Annotated in this window: 10 protein-coding genes; 6 read left to right on the top strand and 4 right to left on the bottom strand. The window is 44.8% G+C overall.

Features of this window, described 5'->3' with window-relative positions; genetic code table 11:
• The first annotated feature begins 54 nt into the window (after positions 1-54).
• Positions 55-2,517, top strand: a complete 2,463-nt coding sequence (locus tag KXD93_RS13000; RefSeq protein WP_258137545.1) for a YfhO family protein — start codon at positions 55-57, stop codon at positions 2,515-2,517.
• A gap of 91 nt (positions 2,518-2,608) precedes the next feature.
• Positions 2,609-5,191 carry a hypothetical protein gene (locus tag KXD93_RS12995; protein WP_258137544.1) on the top strand — a complete coding sequence of 861 codons (2,583 nt, stop codon included), beginning with the start codon at positions 2,609-2,611 and terminating at the stop codon, positions 5,189-5,191.
• A gap of 202 nt (positions 5,192-5,393) precedes the next feature.
• Here KXD93_RS12995 and KXD93_RS12990 read toward each other — a convergent pair whose 3' ends face one another.
• Positions 5,394-6,152: a glycosyltransferase family 2 protein gene (locus tag KXD93_RS12990; protein WP_258137543.1), complete on the bottom strand. Its 759-nt coding sequence runs from the start codon at positions 6,150-6,152 to the stop codon at positions 5,394-5,396.
• A gap of 166 nt (positions 6,153-6,318) precedes the next feature.
• On the bottom strand, positions 6,319-7,587 hold the full coding sequence (locus KXD93_RS12985) for a glycosyltransferase (protein WP_258137542.1): 1,269 nt from the start codon (positions 7,585-7,587) through the stop codon (positions 6,319-6,321).
• A gap of 113 nt (positions 7,588-7,700) precedes the next feature.
• Between KXD93_RS12985 and KXD93_RS12980 the strand changes: the two genes are divergently transcribed.
• From KXD93_RS12980 to KXD93_RS12965, 4 genes are all read left to right on the top strand, one after another.
• Positions 7,701-8,204 (top strand): serine acetyltransferase, encoded by a 504-nt coding sequence (locus tag KXD93_RS12980; RefSeq protein ID WP_258137541.1) that lies wholly within the window; start codon positions 7,701-7,703, stop codon positions 8,202-8,204.
• Positions 8,205-8,420: 216 nt separating this feature from the next.
• Positions 8,421-9,167, top strand: coding sequence for a class I SAM-dependent methyltransferase (locus KXD93_RS12975; RefSeq protein WP_258137540.1), 747 nt, complete (start codon positions 8,421-8,423; stop codon positions 9,165-9,167).
• A 206-nt stretch (positions 9,168-9,373) separates the two neighbouring features.
• Positions 9,374-12,559: a S41 family peptidase gene (locus tag KXD93_RS12970; protein WP_258137539.1), complete on the top strand. Its 3,186-nt coding sequence runs from the start codon at positions 9,374-9,376 to the stop codon at positions 12,557-12,559.
• Between the two features lie 316 nt (positions 12,560-12,875).
• Positions 12,876-14,279 carry an aminopeptidase P family protein gene (locus tag KXD93_RS12965; RefSeq protein WP_258137538.1) on the top strand — a complete coding sequence of 468 codons (1,404 nt, stop codon included), beginning with the start codon at positions 12,876-12,878 and terminating at the stop codon, positions 14,277-14,279.
• 172 nt (positions 14,280-14,451) lie between these two features.
• On the opposite strand, the gene KXD93_RS12960 is transcribed toward KXD93_RS12965, so the two are convergent.
• A complete protein-coding gene (locus KXD93_RS12960) occupies positions 14,452-15,369 on the bottom strand; it encodes a glycosyltransferase (RefSeq protein ID WP_258137537.1) in 918 nt (305 codons plus the stop codon).
• Positions 15,370-15,377: 8 nt separating this feature from the next.
• Entirely contained in the window at positions 15,378-16,151 is a 774-nt protein-coding gene (locus KXD93_RS12955) for a class I SAM-dependent methyltransferase (RefSeq protein WP_258137536.1), read from the bottom strand.
• Between the last annotated feature and the right edge of the window lie 55 nt (positions 16,152-16,206).

Genomic DNA, 16,206 nt, shown 5'->3' with positions numbered 1-16,206 from the left:
ACTTACTTTCTCATTCTAATTTCTATTTTTGGGGACAACATATCCAAAACATAGATGGGCAACTGGCTTAAGCGGAACGGCATTCACTTTTTAATTGCGGCGATTTTTTTAATCGTTTGCTTTATATATTTCACCCCGGCATTCCAGGGGAAAACATTGGGTCAGAATGATGTTACCCGCGCCCAATCAACCCAAAAGGAAATTAATGATTATCGGGCAAATGGCACCACCATTTTATGGACAAACCAAATACTGGGCGGCATGCCGACTTTCCAGATCTGGGCGCCATATCCGGGGAGTATTGCCACGCACATTGTTAACTTTTTAGATACTGCCTTCCCGGCGCCAATCTACATTGTTTTTCTACTCCTTTTCGGGTCATACTTTTTATTCAATGTTTTAAAGGTGAACCCATGGCTGGCTGCTGCCGGAGCGCTGGCATTCAGTTTTTCATCGTACAATATTATATATATAGCTGCCGGTCATGCCAACCAGGAATTTGCGATAGCTTTATTTGCGCCAATTGTTGCGTCGATCATATTGGTTACGCGCGGCAAATATTTGCTGGGCTCATCATTGCTGGCATTGTTTCTTTCTATCGAGATAAAAGCCAATCATATCCAAATGACCTATTACCTGATGATTGCGTTGCTGATCTTGCTGGTAATAGAATTGTATAATGGTGTCAAGACTAAAAACACAAGCGGCTTTTTTAAATCGCTAGGCTATATAGCAGCGGCAACTTTAGTGGCGCTGTTGGTTAATGCATCCCTATTATGGAGCACTGCCGAGTATAGCGGTGGTTCTATCCGCGGGAAGGCAAATCTTACCCAAACTGATAAAAAGCCAGGCAATGGTGTAGCACGCGATTATGCTTATGAATACAGCGAAGGCGTTGGCGAAACGCTTAGCTTTTTGGTGCCAAATGCCTACGGCGGCGCATCAAGCGGGCCCGAAGGCACGGAATCGCACGTGGCAAAGCTGCTTGTTGATAAGGGCGTAAGTCCCGAACAGGCACAAGGGGTAGCGCAGAGCCTGCCGCTATATTGGGGTAATAAACCCTTTACCGATGGGCCATGGTATTTTGGCGCTGTAATTTGCTTCCTGTTTGTATTTGGGTTGATGGTAGTTAAGGACAGGATCAAGTGGTGGTTACTGGCCACGGTAATTTTAGCCATGCTGCTTTCATTTGGCTATAACTTCCCATTCGTATCCGACTTGTTTTTTAATTATTTCCCGCTGTTTAATAAATTCCGCGCTGTTGAATCTATCCTGGCGGTGGCGATGTTGTGCGTTCCGGTGTTGGGTATCTTAGCACTCCAGCAAAGCATTGTTGAAACCGATAAGAAGGAACTGTTTAAAAAAGCAAAAATCGCGCTTTATATTACCGGTGGCCTTGCGTTATTGCTGGCTGTGTTACCTGGAGTAATATTATCGTTCAAATCAAACGGGCATCAGGATTTGATCAGCAAAATTTCTGCAGGGCTTACGGGGGGTAATGTACCGCTGGCTACTGATATTGTCAATGCGTTGGTTCAGGACAGGGCATCGGCTGCGAAGGCTGATGCAATCCGCTCCCTGATTTTTGTGTTGATTGGTTTTGGGATCTTATGGGCGTGGCTTAAACAGAAAGTAAATGTTACCATACTATCGCTGGCATTTTTGGTGTTGATACTGGCCGACCTTTGGATGGTTGATAAGCGATACTTAAAGAATGAAGCCTTTGTAGACAAGCAGGAGTCGCTGCAGCCTCAGCCAAGGCCCGTCGACCTGGCCATTCTGCAGGACAAAGATCCCGACTACAGGGTAATTGACCTGAGCCAGAATTTAATGCAGGATGCTACTACACCTTATTTTCATAAATCAATTGGCGGCTATTCAGCTGCGCGGTTCAAAAGGATAGATGAGCTGGTTGATAATCAATTCGCCAAAGGCATCAATCCTGCCGTTTTGGACATGCTGAACACCAAATACATCATCAACGCCGATACCGGAAGAAGTTTAAAAGTAATGGCAAACCCTGCAGCATGCGGGAATGCCTGGTTTGTAAGGCAGGTTAAGTACGTTGCCAATGCCGACGAGGAAATGCAGGCGTTAAACAAATTCTCACCAAAGGACGAAGCAATTGTTGATCAGCAGTATAAAGGCCTGTTGAAGGAAATTCAACCGAACAATGACACCACAGGGACAATCAAATTAACCGCATACAACCCGGATCATCTTACTTACCAATCAACTTCCAAAACCGGGGGTATTGCAGTCTTTTCGGAGATCTATTATAACAAAGGCTGGAACATGCTGATAGATGGCGCAGAGCAACCATACTTCCGTGCTGATTACCTGTTAAGAGCCGCGTCGATCCCGGCAGGAAATCATAAAATTGAGTTCATTTTTCACCCGGCATCGTATTATACTGGTGAGAAAATCTCAATGGCCGGTTCTGTTATTTTGATCCTGGCCTTAGGCGGTGCTGTATATGCGGAGAGAAGAAGGAAAACGGGGAACGACAAAAAATAAGCGTTTTACAGTTCAAAAAAACTAATAATTTACTTTATCATTCTAATTTCTATTTTTGAGGAATTAATATAATCCCTTTTAAGAAATTTAAATGAACAATTGGTTTAAGCGGAACGGAATTCACTTGCTGGTAAGCGCGGTTTTCCTGGTGATATGCTTTTTTTATTTTGGCCCTGCTTTCCAGGGTAAAACATTAGGGCAAGCTGATGTAACGGGCGCTCAATCAACCCAAAAGGAAATAAACGATTACCGCGATAAAGGGGTAACCATTTTATGGACCAACCAAATCTTCGGCGGGATGCCGGCATTCCAGATCTGGGCACCGTATCCTGATAATATTACCACGCATATCGTATCTACGCTAAAGGCCATATTCCCGAATCCCGTGGATACGGTGCTGATATTGTTGTTTGGAACCTACTTTTTATTCATCGTATTAAAGCTGAATCCGTGGCTTGCGGCTGCAGGGGCCTTTGCATTTACGTTTTCGTCGTACAATATTATATTGCTTGTGGCAGGGCACTCTAACCAGGTTTATGCTGTAGCATTCTTTGCGCCTTTATTGGCCAGCATCTTCCTTACCCTGCGCGGCAAGTACTTAACCGGTGGTGCATTAACGGCACTTTTCCTGGCGATGGAGATCCGCGCTAACCACGTGCAGATGACCTATTACCTGGTATTTGCCCTGCTGATATTATTGGGTATTGAATTATACCATGCTATCAAGGCAAAGACAACTTCATCTTTTTTAAAATCGTTAGGTTATTTGGCTGTTGCGGGCCTACTTGCGTTGGCAATAAACGCATCGTTATTATGGAGCACTGCAGAGTACAGTAAAGACAGCTACCGTGGCCAATCAAACCTGAAACAAAATACGAAGGAGCCAAGCAGCGGATTGAGCAAGGATTATGCTTACCAGTACAGCCAGGGCGTTGGCGAATGTTTTACATTCCTGGTGCCAAACGCATATGGCGGTCCAACCTATAATGATGTGATTGATCAGAACTCGGCAGTTGCAAAGGTGTTTATCGACAAACAGGTGCCAGCTGAACAAGCAGGTACCTATGCACAGCAAATTACAAACAGCTTCCCGGGTTTATTTACCTATTGGGGCGAAAAACGGCCATCAACAAGCGGTCCGTTTTATTTTGGCGCTGTTGTTTGCTTCCTGTTTTTGTTTGGGTTGCTGATCGTGAAGAACAGGCTTAAATGGTGGCTGCTGGCAACCGTGGTGCTTACCCTGCTGCTTTCATTCGGTGGTAATTTTCCTTATGTTTCCGATCTGTTCTTTAAATATTTCCCGCTGTATAATAAGTTCCGCACGGTAGAATCAATAATTGCAGTTACGAGTATTTGTTTCCCAATCCTCGCATTTTTAGCCGTACAGGAGATTATAAACGCTAGGGACAAACAGGCAATTTTAAAGAAGCTGTTGCTTGCATTTTACATAATCGGTGGATTGCTATTGATATTGCTGGCCGTGCCAACAGTTTTCCTAAGCTTTAAACCAAGCGACTTCCAACAAGGCATAACTTACCTTACCCAGGCGCTTAAAGGCGACTCAGGTGTAGCCACTGCAGTGGCAAACGCCATTGTTGCGGACAGAACAAGCCTGGAACGTGCAGATGCATTGCGCTCATTGATATTTGTAATTCTTGCTGCTGGGATAATCTTTGCGTTCATCAAGCAAAAAATAAATGTTACATTACTATCTGTAGGTTTATTTGCGCTTATCCTGGTAGACCTTTGGCAGGTAGATAAACGCTATTTAAAAGATGCAAATTTTACCGACAAATTGGATAACCAGGTAAAACCACGCGAGGTAGATAATTTTATTAACCGTGACACCGATCCTGACTTCCGCGTTTTTGACGCCACTCAATTGCAAAACTTTAAGCAGGATACATTCAACCCGTTCTTCCACAAATCATTAAGCGGGTATTCTGCTGCACGACTAAAACGCTATGATGAATTGATAGACGGACAGATAATGCAGAATCCGCCAAATCATGATGTGCTGGATATGCTGAACTCGAAATATTTTATCACCAGTGACAAATCACAAAACCTCACCATGGTATCAAACCCTACGGCTTGCGGACATGCATGGTTTGTGAAGAATATAAAATATGCCAAGGATGCCGACCAGGAAATGCAGGCCATCAGCAGCTTTTCGCCGAAAGACGAAGCGATTGTTGATCAGCAATACAAAAACCTGATAGATGGCAAACAACCAATGGGAGACACCAGTGGCACCATTAAACTGGTGAGCTATAACCCGGATCATTTGGTATATCAAAGTGGTTCAACAACTGCACAGATCGCGGTATTCTCCGAGATATACTACGACAAAGGCTGGACAATGCAGATAGACGGAGTGGAAAAACCATACTTCCGCGCCGATTATGTTCTACGTGCAGCACAGATCCCGGTAGGTAACCACACTATTAAGTTTGATTTCCACCCAACATCGTACTACACCGGCGAAAAAATCTCGCTTGCAGGATCAATATTCCTGATCATTGCGTTGGGTGGGGCGGCGTACTCCGGTATCAAAAAATCAAAAGAGGAAGCTGCTAAGAGGCCGGAGCCTGAACCAAAGAAACCTGAGCCGGCTGTTAAAAAACCGGCAACTGCACCAGCGCCTAATAAGGGACCGGCAAAAAAGAAGTAAAGAATGTTTATTTGAATAGAAATAGCGATGAGTTGAAAAAGCTCATCGCTATTTTTTTGAACCATGATTTTTAGGATTTGAAGATGGACTTGATGCCCGGCGCATAATCGTCCGCTTCCATCATGTAATCCTTTTATCAAGTAAATCATGGTTCAAAATACGATGTAAACTATTATAACACTTACAACCTCTACAACCAACCTTAATCATTCGTTCGCCTATTCTTCAGCCAATACCAGCCCAGGTTAAAGGCGATGACAACGTGGTTTAAAACGGTTGGCACCAAACCATAATACCGTTTCATGATGTCAAACCGTTCTTCCAGACTTTGGCGGTGTTTGGCCTTCGACATGCCACCAACCAGGTATTTGGCAACATAGCGGTTTACGTTAACTATCTTTTTTGCCTTTTTAGCTGCGCGGATGATCCAGTCGATATCTGCACTGAGCTGATATTTGCGGTCGTAAGGTTCGGTAAGTGCCCGACGGATGTAGATGGCCTGGTGGCTGATGCTCATGCCGTATTTAAAATCGCGCCAGGTAAACTGTTCGGGTGCCCGGTGTCGGCGCTGGCCGAGGCTTTGGCCCTCATCGTTGATCATTTCGGTTTCGCCGTAATAAATGTCAGCATCAGAGGCAGTAGCAAACACATTTTCAACTGTAGTCGCTTCAAAAAACTCATCGCCGGAATTCATGAAGATCAGATAATCGCCGGTGGCTGCAGCAAGGCCCTTGTTCATTGCATCGTAAATACCCTCGTCCTTTTCGTTGATGAGCCTGGCTATGCGAGCTTTGTATTTTTGGATGATTTGAAGGGTACCATCGTTTGAGTTGCCATCGATGATAATGTACTCAATATTGGGATAAGTTTGATTTAAAACCGAAAGCATCGTGCGCTCAATATCCCTTTCGTTGTTGTAAACGATGGTGATAACGGAGAGAGTGGGGCTAAATGCTTTCATGATCAAAATAAAAACAAATCTGTCATTGCGAGCGATAGCGTGGCAATCTCGTAGCTATGCATTTTCGCTTTGCATGTTTTACATTTTTCTACCCGCCCTGTATAGCTACGAGGTTGCTTCGTTCCTCGCAATGACAAGATGGGATATTTTAGGTGATTAAAAGCTTTCATTTCTTCAATATTGATTCATAGACAGCCATATATTGTTCCGAAACTTTCTCATTAGTAAAAGTGTCCAATACTTTTTGACGCGCATTTGCTGAAAGGAAATCCCCGCGCTCACTATCCAAAACGTAATGAATGCCGGCGGCAAAATCCGTTGCTGATTTAAATTCGGCGAGGTAGCCGTTTTGCAGGTGTTCTACCATATCGGGAATGCCGCCTGTATTAAAGGCTACAACAGGGGTTGAACAGGATAATGCTTCCATAATGGTGTTTGGCAGATTATCTTCAATCGCCGGGGAAACATATACATCGGCAAGGCTGTAAAGTTCTGCGATATCAGCCTGTGAGCTGATGATGCCCACCTCGTGAACTTTAAACGGAAGTGAGCTTACATCAAATGATTTGTTTTTTCCAAAGATCACGATTTCGATATCTTCGACTTCCTGGTAATTGTTTTTCAGATCATTAAGCGCATCCACCAAATAGGTGATGCCTTTGCGCCTGTCCATTATATTGGCGGCGCCGAAAAGGATGATCTTTGCTTTTGCGTCGATTTTCAATTTAGCCCTCGCGGCTGCTTTGTCTTTAGCTGAAAAGAGGCTGGTATCAATCGGGTTGGGAATGGTTTCGATGCGGAAGTTCTTCAACAATGAACTGGTACGCGCTACATCTGCCAGCCAATGGCTGCAGGTAACGAACACCATGTTTTTCGCCGCCTTCAGCATTCCACTTTTTCGCAGCCAGCCGGAATGGGACAGATCATCCTCACCCGGATTACGCAGCATCCAGCAGTTGCCGCATTCATTAATAAAATGATCGCAGTCGCCGGAGTAATGACAGCCGCCGGTGAATGCCCACATATCATGCAGCGTCCATACTATCGGTTTACCGGTTTCTTGTAATTGCTTTAAGTTATTGATGGAAAGATAGCCGCCATTGGTCCAGTGAAGGTGCAGTACATCGGCATTTACAATATCCGGTCGTTTGCTGATGTCCGTTCCCGCATGCGCTGTTGAAAAGGCAAACCTTACCGATTTATCCTTTGCTTTAAACCAGATAAACGGCAGCCGTTCAAATAAAAAATTGAATTTAGCTTTAAGCCTGCCAAAAGAAGTTGATCCTATGCTATCAACCCTTGGCTCATTGGTCAGCTTTTCCTGAACCTGTAATTTAACGTCAATCTGCTTTAATTGCAGCGCCTTTAGCAGGCGCATACAGGCCGCGGGCGCACCACCCCCGGCATCGGCTGTGTTAATTAAAGTTACTTTCATGTGGTGGTGCTAATTATCGCAGCAATTATAACAATTCTAAAATGAAAACTTTACTTTTGAAAAGGCTGTAATTAATGCCACAGATCAACAACAAAAAAACGGAAAACTATAAAATGAACTTTTTTGCTTATTTATTCCAGGATTGGAGCGCCAACCGGCAGAATTTTAAAGCACAATCGGTTTTGTTTTCCTTTAGGTTGATGATGGTTTTTAACCGCTATACCATTACCAAAATTATCTTCTTTCCATACTTCATGCTTTACCGCTTTTGGGTGGAGTGGGTGCTGGGGATTGAGCTGCCACGGAAGACAACGGTAGGCAAAGGCTTGTCGCTTTACCATGGGCAGGCATTGGTGGTGAATAAGGGCACGGTGATAGGCCGCAATTGTGTTTTGCGGAACAGCACCACCATCGGCCATAAAAAACTGGCAGACGGCAGCTTTAGCGCCTGTCCGCGGATTGGTAATAATGTAGATATCGGCGCAAACGTTTGTATCATCGGCGGTGTTACTATCGGTGATAACGTGGTAATAGGTGCGGGATCGGTGGTGATTAAAGATGTGCCATCTGATTGTGCGGTGGTGGGAAATCCGGCGAGGGTGTTGGAGAAGAAATAAAATGCGCAAGAGTATGCTTTCTCCCCCTAAATTTAGGGGAGATGTCGACGAAGGAGACAGAGGGTAAAATCTGCACGCGATGTTCACGCCAATGTATTTACGTAAACGAATGGCGCAGAGTTGACTCACCCGACGACGCTGCGCTGGTCGACCGATCTTCGCTGCGCGTAAAGAGTTAAAAGAAAAATAAAATTATCGGGTATCGAATTATAATTAATGGAACAAAATTTAACCGACCGTTCATTTTGGAAGGCCTTTTGGGAATCACGAAAGGGGCTGATATTTTATATAAAACCCAACTACGTTTTTGGCGATATCCTGGCTAAGCTGATTGCCGAAAAAAATATAAAGAACGCTATAGAACTGGGAGGATTTCCCGGCTATTATGCTACTTATCTAAAAAAATATCAAAGGCTAGATACCACGCTTTTTGATTACTATATCCACCAGGAGCTAATCAATGAGTTGCTGGAAAAGAACGGGCTGAAATCCGGCGATATCAATATCATCGAAGCTGATCTTTTTAACTATCAGCCGGAAAAATTATACGACATGGTACTGTCGTTTGGGTTGATCGAACACTTTAACGATACCAAAGCCATTATTGAAACCCACCTGCAATTTTTAAAACCGGGCGGCGTTCTGTTCATCACACTGCCGAATTTTAAAAGTGTAAACGGCTGGGTGCAGCGTAAATTCGACAAGGAGAATTACGACAAGCACAACATCAATAGCATGGACCTGCAATTGCTGAAGGATAGCTGCAAGCAACTTGGCTTAACAGAAATTGAATCTTATTACCACGGTCGCTTCACGGTCTGGCTGGAAAATAAATCAGAACAAAACAAAGTGGCGAAGATGATTGTGAAAACCATTTGGTGGGCAGGCAAAATTGCCACACGGATTGTGCCGGTTGAGAGCAAATCTCTGTCGCCATATATTGTTTTAAAGGCTGTAAAATAACGTGCTATATTATCGCAGGGTGTTGCCCCGCGTTGGTGGGTAGGACCCTTTCAGGGTCAAAAGGCCTGCCGCCCATGGCATTGCAAATATTCAGCAATTCACCACCGGTCATATTGTTTTAAAGGTTGTAAAATAGTATTTTAACCGGAAATTTAATGTTTGTCCCGAGACACAATACTTTGTGTCTCTACGTCAAAATTCGCAATATGAAAAAAATATACCTGCTCCTTTTCTCAACGTTATTATTTCAGCAACTTGCAACTGCGCAAAGCAACGAAGCTTATTTTACCTCGTTCCCTACACTTACCCCCGATGGTAAAACTGTAATATTCAGTTATGAGGGGGATCTTTGGAAAACAGAGATCGGTAACCCGGTGGCATCGCGTATTACTGCCATGCAGGGCGAGGAAACCCGGCCCCGGGTATCGCCTGATGGTAAATGGCTGGCGTTCTCATCAAACCAGTTTGGGAATAACGACGTGTATGTGATGCCCCTGGCAGGCGGCGAGATAAAACAGCTTACATTCCACAGCTCGGGCGACGAGGTTGATTCATGGAGCTGGGATTCAAAGTCGGTCTATTTTACCTCCGGTCGTTATAATATGTTCAGCGAATACAAAGTGAACATCGTCGGCGGCACACCAACGCGGCTTTTCGGCAACTATTTTAATACCATTCACGGTGTGTTTGAGCATCCGCAAACCGGTGAACTGTTCTTCAGCAGTACCTGGGAAAGCTATATTTTTGAGCAGCGCAAGCATTATAAGGGCGCTTACAACCCGGATATCCAGTCGTACAATCCGAAGACTAAAGTTTATAAGCAATATACCGATTGGGCAGGCAAGGATTTTTGGGCCACGCTGGATCAGAAGGGCGATATTTATTTTGTATCCGACGAGGGTAACCAGGAATATAACCTATACACTTTCATCGACGGAAAGAAAACCGCGCTTACGCAATTCCAGAGTTCTATTAAGCGCCCGTTTGTGAGCGCTAACGGCGAAAAGGTTGTTTTTGAAAAAGATTACCAGCTTTTTGTTTATGACGTGGCTTCTAAGCAAACTCAAAAAATAAACCTTAACCTTTCGCGTAACGATGTGCTTACCAAGCAACAGGAGTTTGATGTGAAGGGCAAAATTGAAGCCATGGATGTATCAGTAGACGGGAAGAAGCTGGCATTTGTATCGCGTGGCGAACTTTTTGTAAGCGATGTGGAGGGCAAATTCGTTACCAAAATTGAGCGCGGCAATGCCGAACGGGTTACCGAAGTGAAATGGTTGTCGGATAATAAATCGGTATTATTTAGCCAGACGTTGGGTGGCTATACGAATTGGTACAGCATTGCGGTTAATAAACCGGATAAGGAAAAACAGGTAACTACTGATAAGCAAAGCAACAGGCTGCTCTCCGTAAATAAAGAGCATACCCAGGGCGTGTACCTGAGCGGCCGCAACGAGGTAAGGCTGCTGGATTTGAAAGCCCTCACCAGTAAAACTATTGCTACCGACGAGATCTGGGGATTTCAAAATGCATCACCCTACATCTCATCAAACGGGGAATACGTGGTTTATACGGCATTCCGCAATTTTGAACAGGATGTATTTATATATGGCATAAAATCGGGTAAAACAATAAACCTGACCAATAGCGGGGTTACGGAAACCGATCCGTTTTGGTCGCCGGATGGGAAGTATATTTATTTTACCTCGGCGCGCACAACACCATTGTATCCAACGGGCAGCGGCGACGTACATGTTTACAGGATGCCCCTTCAAAAATTTGACGATGCCTTCCGGATGGATAAGCTAAAGGAGTTATTTAAGGAGGATAAGAAGGACACTACCACGAACAAAAAGGATAAGGACAAAAAGAGCGAAAAGAAAAAGCCTTTATCAGAACAGCCATCACCGAAACCGCCCGCTGATATCATCGTGAATACCGACGATATCATGAAGCGCCTGGAGCAGGTTAGTCCTGAGTTTGGGAACCAGCGTTCACCGTACGTGATCCAGAAGGGTGATAAAACATTGGTGTATTACTCGTCCAATCATTCGGAAGGCAAATGGGCCATTTATCGCACCTCCATTCAACCGTTTGAAGATAATAAGACTGAGAAAGTTACCGGTGAGGATGCCGGCGGCTTTGACGTTGTTCCAGCTTTGGATAAATATTATGCACTGGCCAATGGCAATATTTACACACTAAACATCGATAATAATAAACTGGATAAAGTTGATATCGGCTATAAATTCGACCGTAACCTTGATGGCGAGTTTAAACAGATGTATGACGAGGCATGGGCCGGGTTGGAAGAAAATTATTATGACGGCAATTTCCATGGTACCGACTGGAAGAAAATGCATGACCGTTATGCAGCTTACCTGCCTTATGTAAATAACCGTGCCGACCTGCGCATCCTGCTGAATGATTTGCTGGGTGAATTAAATTCATCGCACCAGGGTTTTTATTCAAACGGTAAGGAGGAGGGGAAGAATCTTACCTATACCACCATGGAAACCGGGGTGATGTTTGATAACGATGATCCATATAAAGTTGCATCTGTATTAAAAAACAGCAATGCCGACAAAGCAGGAATAGACGTTAAGCCCGGCGACCGCTTGAAAGCCGTGAACGGATTGCCGGTTGATGAAAAACAGGACCGGAATTATTATTTTACCAAGCCATCGCAGGATAAGGAGATTGAACTAACATTCGATAGGGCCGGGAAGGAAGTGGTAGCGAAATTCCACCCGGAAAGCGCTCATGAATTGTCTGAAAACTTATACGATCAGTGGATAGATGAAAATCGTGCTGCGGTAACTGAAAAAACAAAGAACCGGGTTGCTTATGCCTACATGAAGGATATGGGTACCGGGTCGCTGGAAACGTTTTTGGAGGATATGGTTGACGATGCCTATAAAAAGGATGCATTGATCCTCGACCTGCGGTACAACACCGGCGGTAATGTGCACGATGCCGTGTTGCGTTTCCTGTCACAGCGACCATACCTGCAATGGCAATACCGGGGCGGACAAAAAAGTCCGCAGCCAAACTTTGCCCCTGCTGCCAAACCGATCATCCTGTTAATTAATGAACAAACCCTCAGCGACGGCGAAATGACCGCGCAGGGCTTCAAAGCTTTGGGCCTGGGTAAGATAGTCGGCACAGAAACCTATCGCTGGATAATTTTTACCAGCGGCAAGGGGTTGGTAGATGGCTCGTTTTACCGCATCCCGGCCTGGGGTTGTTTCACGCTGGATGGCAAGGATATAGAGAAAAACGGCGTAAGCCCAGACATCTACGTAAAAACAGGCTTCACCGACAGGCTGGAAAATAAAGACCCGCAGTTGGATAAGGCGATTGAGGAGGCAATGAAGCAGCTCAACCGGTGATTTTTTATGATTAATGGATTGCGCTGATTTGATTTAGCACATCTTGTCATTGCGAACGAGGAACGAGTAAAGCAACCTCGTAGCTTACAGAGCGAAGAGAAAGGTGTAGAACTTGCAAAGCGTGAATGCACGGCGACGAGGTTGCCGCGCTATCGCTCGCAATGACAAGTTGGTGATTTTTGTGTTTTTTCAATTATTATATCATCATCCTCATCTTAAAAATCTTAGTCCAAATCCCTCAATCCAGGTTATATTTTTATCCTACCATCTTATTCATCTTGAAAATCTTAGTTTAATCATGGTTATATTTGTCGCCATGGAACTTCACCTTTTTGACAAGCAGGTTTATACCAACCGCAGGCAGATCTTAAAACAAAATATCGGCGCTGACGGCCTCATCCTTTTAATGGGTAACGAGGACAGCAGCATGAATTATAAGGATAATACCTACCTGTTTCGCCAGGATAGCAGTTTTCTTTATTATTTTGGATTGGATACCCACGGGCTTACGGCTATTATTGACACCGATACCGGCGAGGAGGTGATCTTTGGTAATGAACTGACCATAGATGATATTGTTTGGACTGGCACCTTGCCTACCGTGAGCGAAATGGCTGCCATGGTTGGCGTTACCCAGACCAAGCCTTACGACCAGGTAACCCATTACATCCATAAAGCCATAACATCGGGCAGGCCGGTGCATATTTTGCCGCCTTATCGCCCTGAAAATAAAATTAAACTTGCCGCGTGGCTGAATACCAGCTTAGCCGATCTGGCTAAATATGTTTCTGTTAAGCTGATAAAAGCCGTGATTGCACAGCGGGTAATAAAAACACCGCTTGAAGTAGCCGAGTTAGAAAAGGCGGTGAACATCAGCGTGGATATGGAGCTGGCTGTTATCAAACACACCCGCCCAGGGATCAAGGAATACGAGTTGGTTGCCAAAGCGCATGAAGTTGCAATTGCCAATAATGCGCGTTTAGGCTATCCGGCTATCATCACCACCCATGGACAAACGCTGCATACGCATTACTACGGTAATACTTTACAGGAGGGCCGCATGGTTTTGAGTGATATTGGCGCCGAAAATGCGATGCATTATGGTGGCGATCTTACCCGTACCTTCCCGGTTGGTAAAAGCTTTACTACCCGCCAGTCGGAATTATACCAGGTGGTGCTGAACTCGATGGATCATGCCATCAGTATGTTGAAACCTGGTGTAAGGTATAAGGATATTCATTTAGCCGCATGCCAGAAACTGGTTGAAGGGCTTGCCGAAGTAAATATTATGAAGGGCGATGCAGCCGAAGCGGTTGAAGCCGGCGCGCACACTATGTTCTTTCAATGCGGGCTCGGTCACATGCTGGGCATGGATACGCATGATATGGAAGATCTGGGAGAGCAGTATGTTGGTTATACCGATTCACTTAAAAAAGAAACATCCATTTTCGGGTTAAAATCGTTGCGCCTTGGTCGCGAGCTGGAAGCCGGTTTTGTGCTTACCGTTGAACCGGGCATCTATATCATCCCTGAACTGATAGACCGCTGGCAAGCCGACGACAAATACGCTGATTTTATCAATTATGATGTGCTGAACACCTACCGCGATTTCGGCGGGATAAGGATTGAGGATAACTTTTTGATTACCGATACCGGGAGCCAGTTATTGGGTAAGTATCTGCCGAAGACGTTGAAGGAGATTGAAGGGTTGAAGGGGTAAAAATAAAATCTAAGCACCGAAAGCCCCTATGTCATTGCGAGGTACGAAGCAACCTCGTAGCTTTACAGGGCGAAGAGAACAGTGTACAACTTGAAAGGCGTAAATACACGGCGACGAGGTTGCCGCGCTATCGCTCGCAATGACAAAGTTTATAAGAGTGCTTATTGGTATTCTACTTTTTCACCAAATACTTAACCTGCAACTGCTTCACAAACCTTAGGCCGCGTTTAAGCAGGCTGCCTTTACGGTTTTTGAGGAAGTGTTTGATGGCTGCGTAAGCTTGCTGATCTTCCTTTATCTCTGTGGGAAATTTAGTTACTGCCTTCTTGGCAATGCGCACCTGGTACATGTTCTCTTTGTTGGAGTGTACACCGCTGCCGTCGTTACCAATGTTTTGGATGAACGAGGTTGAAGGGTTGAGCGTTAAACCGCCTTTCAAAAATATAGAGGCGTACCAGCGGATGGCCCAGGAATCGTTTTTTCCGGCTTTAAAACCCGTTAGCTGTTTCCAGAAGTTCATGGTGCCGTTGATGGAGAACTGATCAGTTTTGTGTTTGTCGAACTGGTTGAGGAGCACGTCAACATCGTCCTCAAAATCCTTCCATGCACGTGCCCATGTTGCCCAGCCCCAGCTGGTAGCTGCGCGGAAGAAGAAGGTTTGAGGTAGCTTTTTATCAGCCAGCTCGTACATATATGCGCCAATGTGCATTACCTTTTCTTCGGTGGCATAACGGGTTAATGCCTCGTTAAAGTACTGTAATGTATAGGGCGACGATAGCAGATCATCCTCAAAAACAATGATCTTGCCGTATTCATTTACCAGCTGTGTTACCCCGCTGATGATGGAGTTGGCCAGCCCAAGATTTTCCTTGCGGAGTACTATCTTTACCGATTTAAACCCGGTTGTTTCTTTTATCAATTGCCTTACCTGTTCCACCTTTAGCTTGTCATCATCTGTTTTTGGCGCATCCGAAAAAATAAACAGGCGCGATTCGTCGGCCAGCAAATTTTTCTGTAAATAGCTGATGGTACGGCGCGTGTGCTCGGGCCGGTTGTAAACAAAAAGGGCAATCGGGGCAAGGTTTTGCATTGTATTGGTTAGAATATTTCGAGGTGCTGCTCGGCTTTAGTACATAAAACGGTATATGCGTTGGCTAATTGCTCGTTTATTTTTTTTCCGAAAATTTTCCCAAGGCTGTTTTTAACTGCGTACTCCGCATTGATCTTCAAATTGGTAACCAGGCTTTTGGGCTTTTTTTGATTGATGAAGGTATTAAAGCGGGTAACCTCGGGCTCAATCATTGATGTAAGATCATCCTCTACCACAAAGCCTTCGGTGCTTAACAGGTAACGGAGCGACGTTGGGGTGTAAACATTGATGTGCCCGTAAGCTAAAAAATGTTTGATCCGCATGTCAACACCAGCCCGGTAATCAAGAGGCACCTCAATCACATAATGACGGGCAACGCGCTTTAACTCGCGGAGCAGAATGCGTTCATGCTCAACATGCTCCAGAACGTGCGACAGGATGATGAGGTCGAAACTGTTGTCCTCAAACGGCAATTTATAACCGTCGAAAATTTGAACAGATTTAAGGTTTTTGATCGCCCGTGTTTTGATATGCTCGACGCCACTTTCAGAGATCTCGACTGCGTGGTATTCTGGTGCGAAGTCCTTATCAGCAAGCAGTTTTAAAATGCTGCCGTCTCCGGCGCCAACTTCCAGTACTTTTTTGAAAATGCGGCCGCGGCAAACATCAATAATGTGCTGTACCTTATATTTTGCGCCAAGCATCCGCCATGCCTCGTCGTGCTTTTCGTAAAATTCGTCGTACGCGGTTTTAACATTATCGCTTATGGCAGATTGTTGCATGCAGTTGGCCCTGATTGTTCAGGATTCAAATTTAGAGTATTCAGCAATTTAATGC

Source organism: Mucilaginibacter phenanthrenivorans (assembly GCF_024721155.1).
Lineage (GTDB): Bacteria > Bacteroidota > Bacteroidia > Sphingobacteriales > Sphingobacteriaceae > Mucilaginibacter > Mucilaginibacter phenanthrenivorans.
This window is presented reverse-complemented; position numbering and strand designations above follow the sequence as displayed.